The 16641-nt window shown below is 43.7% G+C and carries 21 protein-coding genes; 17 read left to right on the forward strand and 4 right to left on the reverse strand.

Annotated features, from left to right (window positions below; translation table 11 throughout):
- Positions 1–72: 72 nt before the first annotated feature.
- The 15 genes from fkpA to rplI all read left to right on the forward strand — a co-directional run bounded on the left by fkpA (position 73) and on the right by rplI (position 9887).
- Complete coding sequence (fkpA, locus tag OCU74_RS01810) at positions 73–855, forward strand: FKBP-type peptidyl-prolyl cis-trans isomerase (protein WP_087481465.1); 783 nt, start codon at positions 73–75, stop codon at positions 853–855.
- Positions 856–1038: 183 nt separating this feature from the next.
- Positions 1039–1761 carry a helix-turn-helix transcriptional regulator gene (locus OCU74_RS01815; RefSeq protein ID WP_087481464.1) on the forward strand — a complete coding sequence of 241 codons (723 nt, stop codon included), beginning with the start codon at positions 1039–1041 and terminating at the stop codon, positions 1759–1761.
- Positions 1758–2153: a sulfurtransferase complex subunit TusD gene (tusD, locus tag OCU74_RS01820; protein ID WP_087481463.1), complete on the forward strand. Its 396-nt coding sequence runs from the start codon at positions 1758–1760 to the stop codon at positions 2151–2153. Before OCU74_RS01815 ends, tusD begins: the two co-directional genes overlap by 4 nt.
- Positions 2150–2506: a sulfurtransferase complex subunit TusC gene (tusC, locus tag OCU74_RS01825; protein WP_087481462.1), complete on the forward strand. Its 357-nt coding sequence runs from the start codon at positions 2150–2152 to the stop codon at positions 2504–2506. Before tusD ends, tusC begins: the two co-directional genes overlap by 4 nt.
- Positions 2507–2514: 8 nt before the next feature.
- Positions 2515–2790 (forward strand): sulfurtransferase complex subunit TusB, encoded by a 276-nt coding sequence (tusB, locus tag OCU74_RS01830; RefSeq protein ID WP_087481461.1) that lies wholly within the window; start codon positions 2515–2517, stop codon positions 2788–2790.
- Between the two features lie 134 nt (positions 2791–2924).
- Positions 2925–3299 (forward strand): 30S ribosomal protein S12, encoded by a 375-nt coding sequence (gene rpsL, locus OCU74_RS01835; protein ID WP_038181303.1) that lies wholly within the window; start codon positions 2925–2927, stop codon positions 3297–3299.
- Positions 3300–3410: 111 nt separating this feature from the next.
- Complete coding sequence (rpsG, locus tag OCU74_RS01840) at positions 3411–3881, forward strand: 30S ribosomal protein S7 (RefSeq protein WP_038181306.1); 471 nt, start codon at positions 3411–3413, stop codon at positions 3879–3881.
- 75 nt (positions 3882–3956) lie between these two features.
- Positions 3957–6053: an elongation factor G gene (gene fusA, locus OCU74_RS01845; protein ID WP_087481460.1), complete on the forward strand. Its 2097-nt coding sequence runs from the start codon at positions 3957–3959 to the stop codon at positions 6051–6053.
- A gap of 123 nt (positions 6054–6176) precedes the next feature.
- On the forward strand, positions 6177–7361 hold the full coding sequence (gene tuf / locus OCU74_RS01850) for an elongation factor Tu (RefSeq protein WP_087481459.1): 1185 nt from the start codon (positions 6177–6179) through the stop codon (positions 7359–7361).
- Between the two features lie 153 nt (positions 7362–7514).
- The gene (locus tag OCU74_RS01855; protein WP_087481458.1) at positions 7515–7703 is read left to right on the forward strand and encodes a (2Fe-2S)-binding protein; all 189 of its coding nucleotides are present in this window, start codon (positions 7515–7517) and stop codon (positions 7701–7703) included.
- Positions 7704–7792: 89 nt separating this feature from the next.
- Complete coding sequence (gene bfr, locus OCU74_RS01860; RefSeq protein ID WP_087481457.1) at positions 7793–8269, forward strand: bacterioferritin; 477 nt, start codon at positions 7793–7795, stop codon at positions 8267–8269.
- Between the two features lie 197 nt (positions 8270–8466).
- Positions 8467–8850 (forward strand): 30S ribosomal protein S6, encoded by a 384-nt coding sequence (gene rpsF, locus OCU74_RS01865; RefSeq protein WP_087481456.1) that lies wholly within the window; start codon positions 8467–8469, stop codon positions 8848–8850.
- Between the two features lie 8 nt (positions 8851–8858).
- Positions 8859–9161 carry a primosomal replication protein N gene (gene priB / locus OCU74_RS01870; RefSeq protein WP_087481455.1) on the forward strand — a complete coding sequence of 101 codons (303 nt, stop codon included), beginning with the start codon at positions 8859–8861 and terminating at the stop codon, positions 9159–9161.
- 15 nt (positions 9162–9176) lie between these two features.
- The gene (rpsR, locus tag OCU74_RS01875; RefSeq protein ID WP_000090471.1) at positions 9177–9404 is read left to right on the forward strand and encodes a 30S ribosomal protein S18; all 228 of its coding nucleotides are present in this window, start codon (positions 9177–9179) and stop codon (positions 9402–9404) included.
- Between the two features lie 33 nt (positions 9405–9437).
- The gene (rplI, locus tag OCU74_RS01880; protein WP_087481454.1) at positions 9438–9887 is read left to right on the forward strand and encodes a 50S ribosomal protein L9; all 450 of its coding nucleotides are present in this window, start codon (positions 9438–9440) and stop codon (positions 9885–9887) included.
- 77 nt (positions 9888–9964) lie between these two features.
- Here the strand turns inward: rplI and OCU74_RS01885 are convergent, their stop codons facing one another.
- Positions 9965–10720, reverse strand: a complete 756-nt coding sequence (locus OCU74_RS01885; RefSeq protein ID WP_234993597.1) for a DUF481 domain-containing protein — start codon at positions 10718–10720, stop codon at positions 9965–9967.
- A 152-nt stretch (positions 10721–10872) separates the two neighbouring features.
- On the opposite strand from OCU74_RS01885, the gene OCU74_RS01890 reads away from it, so the two are divergent.
- The gene (locus tag OCU74_RS01890) at positions 10873–12285 is read left to right on the forward strand and encodes a replicative DNA helicase (RefSeq protein WP_087481452.1); all 1413 of its coding nucleotides are present in this window, start codon (positions 10873–10875) and stop codon (positions 12283–12285) included.
- A gap of 46 nt (positions 12286–12331) precedes the next feature.
- Here the strand turns inward: OCU74_RS01890 and OCU74_RS01895 are convergent, their stop codons facing one another.
- Positions 12332–12751, reverse strand: a complete 420-nt coding sequence (locus tag OCU74_RS01895) for a secondary thiamine-phosphate synthase enzyme YjbQ (protein WP_087481451.1) — start codon at positions 12749–12751, stop codon at positions 12332–12334.
- Positions 12752–13063: 312 nt separating this feature from the next.
- On the opposite strand from OCU74_RS01895, the gene pgi reads away from it, so the two are divergent.
- Positions 13064–14713: a glucose-6-phosphate isomerase gene (pgi, locus tag OCU74_RS01900; protein ID WP_087481450.1), complete on the forward strand. Its 1650-nt coding sequence runs from the start codon at positions 13064–13066 to the stop codon at positions 14711–14713.
- Between the two features lie 82 nt (positions 14714–14795).
- Here the strand turns inward: pgi and OCU74_RS01905 are convergent, their stop codons facing one another.
- Together OCU74_RS01905 and zur are read right to left on the reverse strand one after the other, a co-directional pair.
- Positions 14796–15257: a chemotaxis protein CheX gene (locus tag OCU74_RS01905; RefSeq protein ID WP_087481449.1), complete on the reverse strand. Its 462-nt coding sequence runs from the start codon at positions 15255–15257 to the stop codon at positions 14796–14798.
- Positions 15247–15729 (reverse strand): zinc uptake transcriptional repressor Zur, encoded by a 483-nt coding sequence (zur, locus tag OCU74_RS01910; protein WP_087481448.1) that lies wholly within the window; start codon positions 15727–15729, stop codon positions 15247–15249. Before zur ends, OCU74_RS01905 begins: the two co-directional genes overlap by 11 nt.
- Positions 15730–16641: the final 912 nt, after the last annotated feature.

The following is a 16641-nucleotide window of genomic DNA, read 5'->3' on the forward strand; positions in this document are numbered from 1 at the left end:
TGTTGCTCATTTACGGAAGTCAAGGAATTATGAGCAATTACAAAAGGTTTGCCCACGTATTTGGAGAATTGAATGAAATCATTGTTAAAAGTGTCGTTTCTTGCTGCTGCCGTTATGCTTGCAGCTGGCTGTCAGGATGAAGCAAAGCAAGAAACTACAACTGCCGCTCAGGAAGCTGCTAAGCCAGCAGCAGTTCAGTTTAAGTCCGATGATGAGAAAGCAGCTTATGCAATCGGCGTCTCTTTTGCTAATTATCTGAACACTAGCCTTGAGAAACCAAAAGAGTATGGTATTACTCTGGACAAAGATATTGTGTTGCAAGGGATTCAGCATGCATTTGCCAACAAATCATCGATGACTGATGAAGATGCCCGTAAAGCACTGGAAGACTTTGACAAACGGCTGAATACACTGGCAACAGAAAAGTCAAAAGAAAAAGCAGCAGCGACCAAAAAAGCTGGTGACGATTTCCGGGCTGAATTTGAGAAGCAGGATGGAGTGAAGAAAACTAAGTCAGGTCTGCTATATCAGGTGATGACTGAAGGTAAAGGCGAATCGCCAAAAGCAACTGATACAGTTCAGGTTCACTATAAAGGAACCCTGATCGACGGAACCAAGTTTGATAGCTCTTATGATCGTGGAGAGCCTGCGACTTTCCCTCTTGATCGTGTGATTTCCGGTTGGACTGAAGGTGTTCAACTGATGAAAGTTGGAGCGAAATACAAGTTTGTGATTCCGCCCGAACTGGCTTACGGTGACCGAGATACACCTTCGATTCCTGCTGATTCAACTTTAGTGTTTGAGGTTGAGTTGCTGAAGGTTGAAAAAGCCGCGGCAAAGAAAGCGTCTAAATAAGAAACGGCAATTGTGAAATAGCTGTTTACATGCATAAAGAGAAGGCCTGATTTATCAGGCCTTTTTACATTCTGTGAGATAAATTTGTTTTAAATCAGATGTTGATACGATAGCTTAGCGATAGTTTAAAATTTTCTGATAAACTTACATTAATTTGTTGATATTTTCGAAGGCTGGATCAAAGTGACAACAACAGAGACACTCAATGCTGACATGTTGCTGGAAATGGATTCCGTGCATGTAAAGCCGTTTACAGAGCATGATAAAATCATTCTCCGTTCTTATGAGGCAATTGTGGATGGTCTGGCGAGCCTGATTGGCCCTTTTTGTGAAATCGTATTGCATTCGCTTGAAGATCTGAATACTTCTGCGATTAAAATTGCCAATGGAGAAAATACCGGACGTCAGGTGGGTTCTCCGATCACGGATCTAGCATTGAAAATGCTGAAGGATATAGAAGGATCTGAGCGTAATTTCTCACGTTCTTATTTCACCCGGGCGAAAGGTGGAGTATTGATGAAGTCCATCACCATCGCGATTCGCAATGGAGAAAACCGCGTGATTGGCCTGCTTTGTATCAATGTCAATCTTGATGCACCATTTTCTCAGATTCTGCAGTCATTTATGCCGAATCAGGATGCACAGGATGCTGCGTCTTCGGTCAATTTTGCCAGTGATGTCGAAGAGCTGGTGGATCAAACTGTTGAACGGACGATTGAAGAAATTAATGCGGACAAATCTGTGTCGAATAATACCAAAAACCGCCAGATCGTTATGGAATTATACGATAAAGGGATTTTTGATATTAAAGATGCAATAAACCGTGTCGCCGAACGTTTGAATATTTCGAAGCATACTGTGTACCTCTATATTCGTCAGCGTAAAACTGAGGACGAGGAAAAGTGACTCCTCTGACTTATACACTAGTTGTTAATGGACCACTCTATGGAAGTCAGTCTGCCCGCAGTGCATATCAGTTCGCCCGGGCTCTGATCCAGAAAGGACATACACTTGTCAGTGTATTCTTTTATCAGGATGGTGTTACAAATGGGACCGCGTTATCTGTTCCTGCCAATGATGAATTCGATCTTGCGAAAGCATGGCAGAGTCTGGCTGTTGAGCATCATGTCCGGCTGGAAACCTGTGTAGCAGCCGCTTTGAGACGAGGAATCCTGAGTGAAGAAGAAGCAAGTCAGCACAATGTTTTTAAAGATAATCTTGCCGGTGAATTTGTTCAGGCTGGTCTGGGTAGTCTGGCTGAAGCGATGTTGACACAAGATAGGGTGATACAGTTTTGAGTCGTTTGATTTATGTTTTTCATCACGCGCCTCATGGTCGAACATCCGGAAGAGAAGGGATGGATGCATTGTTGGCGGCATCAGCTTATTGTGAAGATATTGCTGTACTTTTCGTCGGGGACGGGGTTCTGCAATTACTTCAGGGTCAGGAAACCGATAATATTCTCTGCAAAAATTATGCACCCATGCTTAAGTTACTTGATCTCTATGATATCGATCAGGTCTTTGCTTCTCAGGATGCACTGGCAGAAAGAGGATTGGCTCAGGCTGATCTGGTGATTCCGGTAACGTTAGTCCAGAATAAAGCGATTACGGAAATCCTTCATCAGGCAGATAAAATTTTGAGTTTTTGAGAGACATCATGTTACATGTGATTAAAACCGTATCTGCATTGAAAGAGGCATATTTGTTTCGTTCGGCTCAAGATGTCATCTTACTACTCGAAGATGCGGTTTATGCAGCGAACCCTTTGCATCATGCATTCGGACTTCTGAAAGAGAGCAATGTCTTTGCTCTGGAAGCCGACACCAAAGCCCGGGGTATTTATCATCGCATTAGTCCTTCCGTTTCCGTTATCGACTATTTAGGGTTTGTTGAATTGACGGAACAGCATCCGACTTCAGTGACCTGGGAATAAATTTCCCTTTCTCCTTAAAAAAAAGCTGTATATTTCTTGACACATCAGGCCGCGATGCATAGAATTTTGCGTCCCTATTTGTATAGGGATAGATTTTTCACAAAGCTTACTTTAAGTAAATCAGGAGCTAGTTAATGGCAACTATTAACCAGTTGGTTCGCAAACCTCGTGTGAAGCAAGTTGCAAAAAGCAACGTGCCAGCACTGGAAGCGTGCCCACAAAAACGTGGTGTATGTACTCGTGTTTACACTACTACACCAAAAAAACCTAACTCAGCACTTCGTAAAGTATGTCGTGTACGTTTAACTAACGGTTTTGAAGTTACTTCATATATCGGTGGTGAAGGTCACAACCTACAAGAACACAGTGTTGTTCTAATCCGTGGTGGTCGTGTTAAAGACCTTCCGGGTGTTCGCTACCACACTGTTCGTGGTGCACTTGACTGTGCAGGCGTTAACGACCGTAAACAAGGTCGTTCTAAGTACGGTGTGAAGCGTCCTAAGTCTTAATGTTTCTCTGTTGAAATAAGCGTTAAGTAAGGCCAAACACTAATTTAAATATTTAATTTTGAAGAAACTGAAAAGTTTTGGATAACCTGAAGAAGACAACGGAGAATATCCATGCCACGTCGTCGCGTAATTGGTCAGCGTAAGATCCTTCCAGATCCTAAGTTCAAATCAGAACTGCTGGCAAAATTCGTCAACATCCTTATGGTTGACGGAAAGAAATCAGTTGCAGAAAAAATTGTTTATACTGCACTAGATACTATGGCTGAGAAATCTGGTAAAGATCACTTGGCTGTTTTTGAAGAAGCTCTTGAAAATGTTCGCCCTGCGGTTGAGGTTAAATCTCGTCGTGTGGGTGGTTCAACTTACCAGGTGCCTGTAGAAGTTCGTCCGGTTCGCCGTAACGCACTTGCTATGCGTTGGTTGGTTGAAGCTGCGCGTAAGCGTGGTGAGAAATCTATGGCTGCTCGTCTGGCTGCTGAAATGCTGGATGCTGCTGAAAACAAAGGCTCTGCGGTTAAGAAACGTGAAGACGTTCACCGTATGGCTGAAGCAAACAAAGCGTTTGCTCATTACCGTTGGTAATACCTCCTGTACTGCGGGGAAACCCGCAGTACTTTTCTATTTTCTAAGGTGGACCTTAGTTAAGAGGATACAACCGTGGCTCGTAAAACTCCTATCGAGCGCTACCGTAACATCGGTATCTGTGCTCACGTAGACGCAGGAAAGACAACCACTACTGAGCGTATTCTGTTCTACACCGGCCTGTCTCATAAAATCGGCGAAGTTCACGATGGTGCAGCAACCATGGACTGGATGGAGCAAGAGCAGGAACGCGGTATCACCATTACTTCTGCAGCAACGACTACATTCTGGCGTGGTATGCAGGCGCAATTCCCCGATCATCGTATCAATATTATCGATACTCCCGGACACGTTGACTTCACAATTGAAGTAGAGCGTTCTCTTCGTGTACTTGATGGTGCAGTGGTCGTCTTTTGTGGTGCCTCTGGTGTTGAGCCTCAGTCTGAGACTGTATGGCGTCAGGCGGATAAATATCATGTTCCGAGAATGGTATTCGTGAACAAGATGGACCGTGCTGGTGCTGACTTCTTGCGTGTTGTGAATCAAATTAAAGATCGACTGGGTGCGAACCCTGTACCGATTCAGTTGAATATCGGTGCAGAAGATGAATTCAAAGGTGTAATCGATCTGTTCAAGATGAAAGCAATTAACTGGAATGATGAAGACCAGGGAATGACTTTCACATACGAGGATATCCCGGCTGATATGCTCGAGCAGGCTGAAGAATGGCGTAGCCATATGGTAGAATCTGCCGCTGAAGCCAATGAAGAGCTGATGGATAAGTACCTTGAAGAGGGCGAATTGAGTGAGGAAGAGATAAAACTCGGCTTACGGATTCGTACTCTGAATAATGAAATTGTACTGGCTACTTGTGGTAGTGCATTTAAAAACAAAGGGGTTCAGGCGGTTCTGGACGCTGTGGTTGAGTTTCTTCCTTCTCCGGTTGATGTTCCATCTATCAAGGGACATGACGATCATGAGAATGAAGTTGAACGCCATGCAGACGATAGCGAACCGTTTTCAGCGCTTGCATTTAAAATTGCGACTGACCCATTTGTTGGCTCTTTAACCTTCGTTCGGGTTTATTCCGGAGTACTAAATTCCGGAGATGCTGTTTATAACTCTGTAAAAGAGAAACGCGAACGGGTTGGACGTATTGTTCAGATGCATTCGAACAAACGTGAAGAAGTCAAAGAAGTTCGTGCCGGTGATATTGCCGCAGCGATTGGCCTGAAAGATGTGACGACCGGGGATACACTTTGTGATCAGAACCATAAGGTTATTCTGGAACGAATGGAGTTTCCGGAGCCTGTGATTCAGATTGCAGTTGAGCCTCGTTCAAAAGCTGATCAGGAAAAGATGTCGATCGCGCTTGGCAAACTGGCAGCAGAAGATCCATCATTCCGCGTCGAAACGGATGATGAAACAGGTCAGACATTGATTTCCGGTATGGGTGAACTTCATCTGGATATCATTGTTGACCGGATGAAACGCGAATTCAGCGTTGATTGCAATGTGGGTAAACCTCAGGTTGCGTATCGTGAAACTATTCGTGGTTCCACGGAAGTTGAAGGCAAGTTTATCCGTCAGTCTGGTGGTCGTGGTCAATACGGTCATGTCTGGCTGAAAATTGAACCTGCCGAAGTCGGACAAGGCTTTGTCTTTGTTGATGAAATTGTGGGTGGTGCTGTACCGAGAGAGTACATCAGTTCGGTAGCGAAAGGTATCGAAGAACAGATGAACAACGGGGTGTTGGCTGGTTATCCTGTATTGGATGTGAAGGCAACACTTTTTGATGGTTCATACCATGATGTTGACTCGAGTGAGATGGCGTTTAAAATCGCTGGCTCAATGGCATTCAAGAAAGGGGCGCTTAACGCGCAACCTGTTATTCTTGAGCCACTCATGAAGGTTGAAGTAACTACACCGGAAGATTGGATGGGTGATGTGGTTGGCGACCTGAACCGTCGTCGTGGCCTTATCGAAGGGATGGATGAAGGACCTGCGGGTCTGAAAATTGTCCATTCAAAAGTCCCACTGTCTGAAATGTTTGGTTACGCAACTGATTTACGTTCCGCGACACAAGGGCGTGCTTCTTACTCTATGGAGTTCTCTGAGTATGCTGAAGTGCCCAAAAATATTGCAGAAGCAATTATCGCAGAACGTGGTTAAGTTGTTATTTGATTAATAACGAATCTATTGCGCTGACGAATGTTGGCGCATAAAATAGCAATTTCTGGCGCGCCTTAAGTGTACGTTACTTGAGGTGAATCATAACTAGGAAGGAACACGATCGTGTCTAAAGAAAAATTTGAACGTACGAAACCGCACGTAAACGTTGGTACTATCGGCCACGTTGACCACGGTAAAACAACATTAACAGCAGCAATCTGTACAGTACTTTCTAAAGTATACGGCGGTACAGCACGTGACTTCGCGTCAATCGATAACGCACCAGAAGAGCGTGAACGTGGTATCACAATCGCGACTTCACACGTAGAGTATGACACCCCATCACGTCACTACGCACACGTAGACTGCCCTGGACACGCTGACTATGTTAAAAACATGATCACAGGTGCTGCGCAGATGGACGGTGGTATCCTAGTTGTAGCTGCGACAGATGGTCCAATGCCACAGACTCGTGAGCACATCCTGCTAGGCCGTCAGGTAGGTATTCCTTACATCATCGTATTCATGAACAAATGTGACATGGTAGATGATGAAGAGCTGCTTGAGCTGGTAGAAATGGAAGTCCGTGAACTTCTGTCTGAGTACGATTTCCCAGGAGATGACCTGCCGGTTATCCAGGGTTCAGCGCTGGGTGCACTGAATGGTGAGAAACAGTGGGAAGACAAGATTGTTGAGCTTGCAGAAGCTTTAGATTCATATATTCCAGAGCCAGAGCGTGCAATCGACCAGGCATTTTTGCTGCCAATCGAAGACGTATTCTCAATTCAGGGCCGTGGAACAGTAGTAACAGGTCGTGTAGAGCAAGGTATCATCCGCGTAGGTGACGAAGTTGAAATCGTAGGTGTAAAAGAGACTACGAAGACAACTTGTACAGGTGTAGAGATGTTCCGTAAGCTTCTTGACGAAGGTCGTGCTGGTGAGAACGTAGGTGTTCTTCTGCGTGGAACTAAGCGTGATGAAGTAGAACGTGGTCAGGTACTGGCGAAACCAGGTTCAATCACACCACACACTAAGTTCGAATCAGAAGTATACGTGTTGTCTAAAGATGAAGGTGGTCGTCACACACCATTCTTCAAAGGTTACCGTCCACAGTTCTACTTCCGTACAACAGACGTAACAGGCAGCATTGAGCTTCCAGAAGGCGTAGAGATGGTAATGCCAGGTGATAACGTGCAAATGGTAGTTGAACTGATTGCACCAATCGCGATGGATGAAGGTCTGCGTTTTGCGATCCGTGAAGGCGGTCGAACAGTAGGCGCTGGTGTTGTAGCAAAAATCCTTGCATAATGATTTGAGCAACATCACTAGAAAAGGGAAGCTTCGGCTTCCCTTTTGCGTTTCTGACAAGTGTATCAGAAGTATATTTTTAATTAATAGTAGAAATAATAATAATTATCGTTTATATTGATGTTGTGTAATTCAATACTGTGTCTCGTAATTATGTTTGTTTGCTTATGTCATTCAGTTTCAGATAAAAAGCTGCGTCGGTTGATCCTTGAAGATGGTATCAGTGATATGAGAGAAATTCGGCGTTGTACGGCGCTGGGGAGTCAGTGTGGTAAATGTGTCCGTCAGGCAAAAGAAATTCTGAACGATACGGTAGCTGCACAGTATAAGCAAGCGAGTTAGACGACTGCAATCATCTGTTTTTGCAGCCTGAAATTTGACACTTCTCTTCAGGGTTCTAAAGTTAATAGAGCCAAAGAGGAGGTTTTGTCATGAAAGGCGATCCAATAATTATTCAACACCTTAACAAGATTCTTGCCAATGAACTGATTGCGATCAATCAGTATTTCTTACATGCCCGGATGTATAAAGACTGGGGACTAAAGCATCTCGCAGATAAAGAGTATCATGAATCGATTGATGAGATGAAACATGCTGATCATTTGATTGAACGAATATTGTTCTTAGAAGGGCTTCCCAATCTGCAGGACTTGGGGAAACTTCTGATTGGTGAAGATACCAAAGAAATGCTCGAATGTGATCTGAAACTCGAGATGACAGCTATTCCGGATCTTAAAGATGCAATTGCTTATGCAGAAGATATTCGTGATTATGTTTCCAGAGATTTGTTTCAGGACATCCTGGAAGATGAAGAAGAGCACGTCGACTGGCTGGAAACGCAGCTTGGTCTGATTGAAATGACCGGTATAGAAAACTATCTCCAGGCTCAGTTTGTTGATGAAGATTGAGTTATTATCTATACAGAGGGCGATAGAGAAGTACGTCCTTTGATTTGTTATTTGCACGTCTATATTTCCCTTGCTAAAACTGCTTCCTTTCTGTACTATTCGTCGTCTTAAATTCCTGGTCACTTACTTTATCGTTCCTTGCTTCCTCTGGATGACCGGGCCAAACGTGGAAGCTGAATAATCCGTAAGGAGCAAACATGCGTCATTACGAAATCGTATTCATGGTGCACCCAGATCAAAGCGAGCAAGTTGCTGGCATGATCGAGCGTTACACTGGTTCTATCACTGAAGCTGGCGGTACTATCCACCGTCTGGAAGATTGGGGACGTCGTCAACTTGCATACCCAATCAACAAGCTGCACAAAGCTCACTATGTTCTGATGAACGTTGAAGCAGAGCAGCCAGTGATTGATGAGCTGGAAACTGCTTTCCGTTTTAACGATGCAGTTCTGCGTAACATGATTATGCGTACTAAGTCTGCTGTGACTGAACCATCAATCATGCTGAAAGCTCGTGAAGAGCGTTCTAAGCGTGAAGAAGTGAGATCAGAAGAAAACAGTGCAGACGTTGATGCTGAGTAATTGAATTAATGACCAATCGAATGGAGTTAAGCGGTACGATAGTAAAGCCTCCCATTCGAAGCCAGAGTCCGTCAGGTATCGAACATTGTCGCTTTTGGTTAGAACATCGTTCGGTTGCTGTTGAAGCGGATTTACCCAGACAGGTTTATTGTCGTATGCCCGTCGTGGTTAGTGGTCATCGGTCACAATCTTTCACTCACAACTTAGTACAGGGCAGCAGCATCAAGGTAAGTGGTTTTGTTACTTATCAGACCGACCGGAATGGTGTCGGAAAATTGGTGCTACATGCTCAAGAGATTACTCAAATTTAGATCAGGAGATAGCCCATGGCTCGTTTCTTCCGTCGTCGTAAATTCTGCCGTTTTACTGCAGAAGGCGTTCAAGAGATTGATTACAAAGATGTAGCAACTCTTAAAAACTATATTACTGAAGCTGGTAAAATCGTACCAAGCCGTATCACTGGTACAAGCGCTAAATATCAGCGTCAGCTAGCTCGTGCAATTAAACGTGCTCGCTACCTAGCTCTACTGCCATACACTGACAAACATCAGTAATCGGCACCGTTTATTAAGAAAGAGGATTAAACAATGCAAGTTATTCTACTTGATAAAATCGGTAACCTAGGTGGTCTTGGTGATACAGTCAACGTGAAGTCTGGTTATGCTCGTAACTTTCTTATCCCTCAGGGTAAAGCAGTTATGGCAACAAAAGCAAACGTTGAAATGTTTGAGCACCGTCGTGCCGAATTAGAAGCTCAGGTTGCTGAGCAACTGGCAGCTGCACAATCTCGTGCTGACAAAGTGAATGCTCTGGAAGCTGTTGTGATTGCATCAAAAGCAGGTGAAGAAGGTAAACTGTTCGGTTCTATCGGTACTCGCGATATCGCTGATGCAGTAACTGCTGCTGGTGTTCAAGTGAGCAAAAGTGAAGTTCGTCTTCCTGAAGGTGCTCTACGCAACGTTGGTGAGTATGACATCAGCATTCAGCTTCACTCTGAAGTGTTTGCAGAAGTTAAGCTACAGGTTATTGCTGAATAATTTTACAGCCAATCTGTATTGAGAAAACACCGGCATTATGCTGGTGTTTTTTTCATCGGAAGAAATTGAATTTCAGCTTAGAAGTGATACACGACATTGATCGATGTTGCGCTGTCTGTTTTACTCAGACTGTCCGGAACTCGTGAGTGATATGAGCGGGTATAGTCCAGTTTTAGAGCAAGGTTCTGAGTAATGTCATTGGTCAGGCTGACGTTGGTTGTCGTCATTGTGTTGCTTTCCCCTGAAACAATGGTGAAGTCGCTCTCCAAAGTAACTGTTTTGGTCAGACTCCAGGCAATTCTGGCGTTTCCTCGGGCAATCGGCTCTTTGACTGTCTCAGGAAAAATCAGGTCATCATCGTCAATTTCATCCAGATTGGGTTCCTGATATCGGTAACCCGGACCCATTTCCAGCTCTACAGTTATTTGATCGGTATTAAGTAACTGATAACCGTAACCTGCCGAGAATGTATAGTCCTTAAAGTAAGCGCTATATCTGGAATCGATCCCATTGAAGCTACCATAGAGATAACCTTTTGGACTGATTTTGTAATCGGTCTGTAGTGTGTAGGTTGATTTCCTTCTGTATTCACCGCCATATTTATCAAGTCGGTAAAATTCCCATTTACCGGTTGTCCGGTGTCTTCCCTCAGTATACTCGGCGGATATATTGACATTAATCGACTCTGTATCTGTATTCCCGGCATGTTTCTGATAGCCAAGTTCTACCTGCCCCTGTAAGGGAGAAGGTGTTTCCTGCTTTGTTGGTTCTTCTTCGGCATGAACAGTACTGATAATGCAAAGACTGAAAGACATCAGCCAACACCTAAACACACGATACCTCTAAAAACTGACTATAAGCTGAAGGCATATTAGAGTGAATTGCCTGATGAATGGTCAGTTCTGGGTTAATTCTGCATGAGATAATTACAAACGGGATATTCTCGTTATAATGGGCACACTTTGTTGTGTTATTGAGAAAAGTCATGGTTGATTCCAAGTTTGAAAACAGAAACCGTAAACAAACTGACTCACAAGTTGAAGGGATTAAGACACCTCCTCACTCTCTGGAGGCCGAGCAATCGGTTTTGGGTGGATTATTGCTGGATAATGAGCGGTGGGATACTGTCGCAGAACGGGTAGTTACCAGTGATTTTTACAGTCGTCCGCATCGGTTGATTTTTGATGGAATCAAATCAACCCTGGAAGGCGGGAAACCGCTTGATCTGATTACACTCTCGGAGTACCTGGAACAGCGAGAGCAACTGGATGATGTCGGTGGTTTTGCTTATCTGACTGACCTTGCTAAGAACACGCCAAGTGCTGCCAATATCAATGCATATGCAGATATTGTTGCCGAACGTGCATTGGTCCGGAATTTAATTGGTGTTGCCAATGAAATCGCAGATGCCGGTTATGATCCGCAGGGGCGTAGTTCCGAAGATCTGCTGGACTTTGCAGAAAGCAAAGTATTTGCAATTGCAGAATCCCGGACGAATGAGAACGAAGGTCCGCAAAATGTAGATTCGATTCTGGAAAAGACTCTGGAAAGGATCGAAATCCTGTACAAAAGCCCTCAGGATGGTGTTACCGGCGTGAACACCGGCTTTACCGACTTAAATAAGAAAACAGCCGGATTGCAACCATCAGATCTGATTATTGTGGCAGCCCGTCCGTCGATGGGGAAAACAACCTTTGCGATGAACTTGTGTGAAAATGCAGCGATGGAGCAGGATAAACCCGTTCTGATCTTTTCTCTGGAGATGCCTTCTGAACAGATCATGATGAGGATGCTGGCATCTTTGTCGCGGGTCGATCAAACGAAAATCCGTACCGGTAATCTGGATGATGAGGACTGGGCCAGAATTTCCTCAACGATGGGGATTCTGATGGAAAAGAAAAATATGTTCATTGATGACAGCTCCGGTCTGACGCCAACAGAACTCCGTTCCCGGGCTCGCCGGGTTGCCAGAGAACATGGCGGGTTATCATTGATCATGGTCGACTACCTGCAATTGATGAGAGTTCCTGCAATGTCGGATAACCGGACGCTGGAAATTGCAGAAATCTCGCGATCACTCAAAGCATTGGCGAAGGAATTAAACGTTCCGGTCGTGGCCCTTTCCCAGTTAAACCGTTCTCTGGAGCAACGGGCGGATAAACGGCCGGTTAACTCGGATCTGCGGGAATCCGGCTCTATCGAGCAGGATGCGGATTTGATTATGTTTATCTATCGAGATGAGGTTTATCACCCGGATAGTGCGATGAAAGGAACGGCTGAAATCATTCTAGGTAAGCAACGGAATGGTCCGATAGGCTCGGTTCGCCTGACGTTCCAGGGACAGTATTCTCGCTTCGATAATTATGCCGGACCAGCATTTGATTTTGATGATGAGTGAGTGACTCTCACTCATCAAGTTAATTTTTACCATGAAAAAACCAAGGTTATTCTCCAGCGATTGTCGCAACAATTTTACGTTGTCCTCCGTGATTTCGGTGTTCTCCCAGATAGATTCCCTGCCAGATACCCATTGCCAGCTTACCTTGTGTGACCGGGATACTCAGGCTGGCACCAAGTACTGATGATTTGATATGCGCTGGCATATCGTCATCGCCTTCATAGGTATGCCTGTAGTAGGGTGCTCTTTCCGGGACACTTTGATTGAAGTGTGCTTCCATGTCATAGCGAACCGTCGGATCGGCATTCTCGTTAATGCTCAGACTGGCGGATGTATGTTGAATAAACAGATGAAGGAGACCGACAGAAACCGATTGAATTTGCGGGAGTTGCTCCAGAATCTCATCTGTAATCAGGTGAAACCCACGTTTTCTTTCCTGAAGGTAGATTACTGTTTGTGACCACATTGCGAGAGCCTATCAGAATGATTGTTAATTTCACTGGTGTCTGTATAGTGAGATGTTTCGAGTTACCGTACAATGTTTTTTTGTGCTGATAGAAAGAAAAATTGATTCGTCTGATTTGAGCTAAAACATAATTTCGCTCTAAAAATTAAGTATAATCGGCGAATCGGCTACAAATCGAAGTGTTCCTGTCATCTGCATCTGGGGACACTGAGTATAAGCTACAATTGATTTGTTCTTTTTGTCTCTGGAATTCTGTAACGACCGCTGATGCTGTTCGGCAGAATAAGACCACTTTAATTCGGGATAGATACCATGCTAAAAAATATCAACCCAACAGAAACACAAGCCTGGAAAGCGCTGTCTGCTCATTTTGAATCGATGAAAGATGTTAATCTCAAAACACTTTTCAGTCAGGACAGCAAGCGTTTTGAGACGTTTTCCCAACGTTTTGGCGACGATATTCTGGTCGATTTTTCTAAAAACCTAATCAATGAAGAAACACTGAAGCTTCTGTTGGCTCTGGCCGAAGAAACAGATCTGAAAAGTGCCATTGAAGCCATGTTCAGTGGTGAGAAAATTAACCGGACAGAAGATCGGTCAGTGTTGCATGTTGCGCTCCGGAATCGTTCAAATACACCGATTTATTCTGACGGTGAAGACGTGATGCCGGCTGTGAATGCTGTGCTGGAAAAAATGAAGAATTTTTCTGAACGTGTAATTTCTGGTGAGTGGAAAGGTTATACCGGTAAAGCGATTACCGATGTCGTAAACATCGGTATTGGTGGTTCTGATCTGGGACCATATATGGTGACTGAAGCCCTGAAGCCTTACAAAAATCATTTGAACATGCACTTTGTGTCGAATGTTGATGGAACACATATTGCGGAAGTGTTGAAACAGGTTGATCCGGAGACGACTTTATTCCTTGTGGCATCAAAAACATTTACCACACAGGAAACCATGACAAATGCACACACGGCACGGGACTGGTTCCTTGCCGCGGCAAAAGATGAATCTCAGGTAGCTAAACATTTCGCTGCGCTTTCGACCAATGGTGAAGCTGTCTCTGCCTTTGGTATTGACACTGAAAATATGTTCGAATTCTGGAACTGGGTTGGTGGACGTTATTCTTTATGGTCTGCAATCGGTTTGTCGATCATTCTGGGTATTGGTTTCGATAACTTTGTTGAGTTGCTCTCTGGAGCTCATGAAGTTGATCAGGCATTTGTTGCTACACCGTTTGAAAAGAATATCCCGGTGCTATTGGCTCTGATCGGTATCTGGTATAACAATTTTTATGGTGCGGAGTCTGAAGCAATTCTTCCTTACGACCAATATATGCATCGTTTTGCTGCTTATTTCCAGCAAGGTAATATGGAGTCAAATGGTAAATATGTCGATCGTAACGGTCATCCGGTTGATTATCAGACCGGGCCGATTATCTGGGGTGAACCGGGAACAAACGGTCAACATGCGTTCTATCAGTTGATCCATCAGGGAACCAAAATGATTCCTTGTGACTTTATTGCTCCGGCTATTTCTCATAACCCGACGTCGGATCATCATCCGAAACTATTGTCGAACTTCTTTGCTCAGACCGAAGCTTTAGCTTTTGGTAAGACAAAAGAGCAAGTCGAAGCTGAGTTCATTGCTGCTGGTAAAACTGCAGAAGAAGTTGCAGAACTGGTACCGTTCAAAGTCTTTGAAGGCAACCGGCCAACAAACTCGATTCTGGTTAAACAGATCACTCCTCGTTCGCTTGGGCAGCTCATTGCTATTTATGAGCATAAAATCTTCACACAGGGTGCAATCTGGAACATCTTCACTTTTGACCAGTGGGGTGTTGAATTGGGTAAACAGTTAGCAAATGCGATCCTGCCTGAGCTGAAAGGTGATGAGGAAGTGACTTCTCACGACAGTTCAACTAATGGATTGATCAATGCGTATAAAGCATTGCGTTAATGCAACGAGTGTTATGTAGCGTAGAAACAACAAGGGTTGGCAGTGCCAACCCTTGTTTTTACAGGTACTTTAAATCGAGTTTCTATTCGAAACAAATCTCTATGAAAGCATTACCCCAGGTCGAAGTGAAAGGCATAATAATAATTGCTCCCTCACATTTATGACGGATTGTATGTCCCCGGCCGGAAACCACGACTGGTGTAGCCATGTTGAAATCAAATCCGTTTTCCGCAAGTATTCTTTTTGCTCCGCCTGTGACCATATTGGTAATTTCACCAACCATATCTGTCACTTCTTCATTCAAACCATTCGGGCGTTCGCCCAGCATATTTTGCATGATTTCCAGAGCGAGGCTTTCATCAAAAGTAATCGACATCGATCCTCGGGTTTGATCCCCGACCATCCCGATCAGTCCCGAGATGTCTCCCCGGGCAATTTCATCTTTTTTAACTCTGGGCTTCTGAGGCTTTAACTCAAGTGAAGCCATTGTTTTTAATACGTTCATCAGAGACGCTAAAAACGGATTTACAAACTCAGCGCGCATAATCTTTTACTGTTTCTCTCTTTGTTCCGGAGGAGCACGTTTGGCAAATGCCATGAGATTCAATGACATGGTTTGTAATCTTAAACCCGTGCTTCTCTGCATTACGTTCCAGTGACGAGACTAGCGCCTCATCCTGAAGTTCAGTCACATCACTACATTGATCACAGATCAAAAGATGTGAGAAGTGTTTATGAGCATTGCAAGAACAGCATGAAATATAGCTGTTAGTTGACTCTACACGATGGATAAAGCCCTGTCCCATAAGAAAGTCAAGTGCCCGATAAACCGTCGGCGGTTTTGCCTGCGGTTCACTTTGCTGGAGCGCTTCAAGCAGCTCATAAGCACTGGATGCTTTCTTACTGGAACAGATAAGCTCAAAGACCCGTTTGCGTTGAGAGGTCAGCCTGACGCCCCTTGCTGCACATATCTCTTCTATCTGTTTCGTTAAATTGTGGTCCAAATTCATCACCATAACCACTCGAGTCTTTTAATAATATACTATTTCGACTGTAATATCGTTCAACTTTTCTAATAATTTCTTAGTGTAACAGCAATCATACTGTCAGTAGCTTACCATTTCTTCGACAGCGTTTGTGGTGCCATCCTGTTACCGAAAAAAAAGATCAACAATCTAAGTTAGTTATACCGTATCTCACCCCGAATATTTTTGTCAGATGACAAGTTAAGCTTTAAAAATCTGTTGCTTCTCGGAGATACTCAGGAAGCATGAGAGTGTATCCATTTTTGTGATTTATGTCTCATGATATTTTGGCCTATTGTTATTGAGAAACAATCTCTTCTGAATTGTTCTGTACGGTATTGGTTATTTGATTGTGTCTATGAATGCTTTGACGCTATTTTCAGTGAAATCTGATGATTTATTGCTGAAGTTCTGATGAATATGGCATTGCCAAAAATAGAGATTTGAACAGCAATATTTGTACTGTAGGTATTGTGAAGATGCTATATCGAATTCAAAGGAAAAGCGGAAGATTTTTTATCCATACACAATCGGTGTTTATATATGGTAATTTCTTTCTGAATATGGGTGATTAATTTTTATGTATTGAACCGAGTGGAGATGCATCAGTATCGTGGTTATTTTTTATCACTAGTTAGTGAGTTATATCTGCTTTTATTTATTTTATAAGCAAGCATTGCTTTGTGTGAAAGTAAATTTCTTTCCATTGTATCAGTGTGCTAGTTTATTGTTGCTGCTCTTGTTTGATTTTATTTGGCTGGCTCATATTACTCTCAGATAAAGTGCCTGTATTTATGCTGTGTAGTGCTGTCATTACTGGAGAGGTAAGGTTTCGATAGATTTGACAATATGTAGAGATCGTCTACCTTTCATTTTGTTTTTATTGATTTAATTGTTGGTAAT

The sequence above is a fragment of the Vibrio mangrovi genome, from assembly GCF_024346955.1.
GTDB classification, from domain to species: domain Bacteria; phylum Pseudomonadota; class Gammaproteobacteria; order Enterobacterales; family Vibrionaceae; genus Vibrio; species Vibrio mangrovi.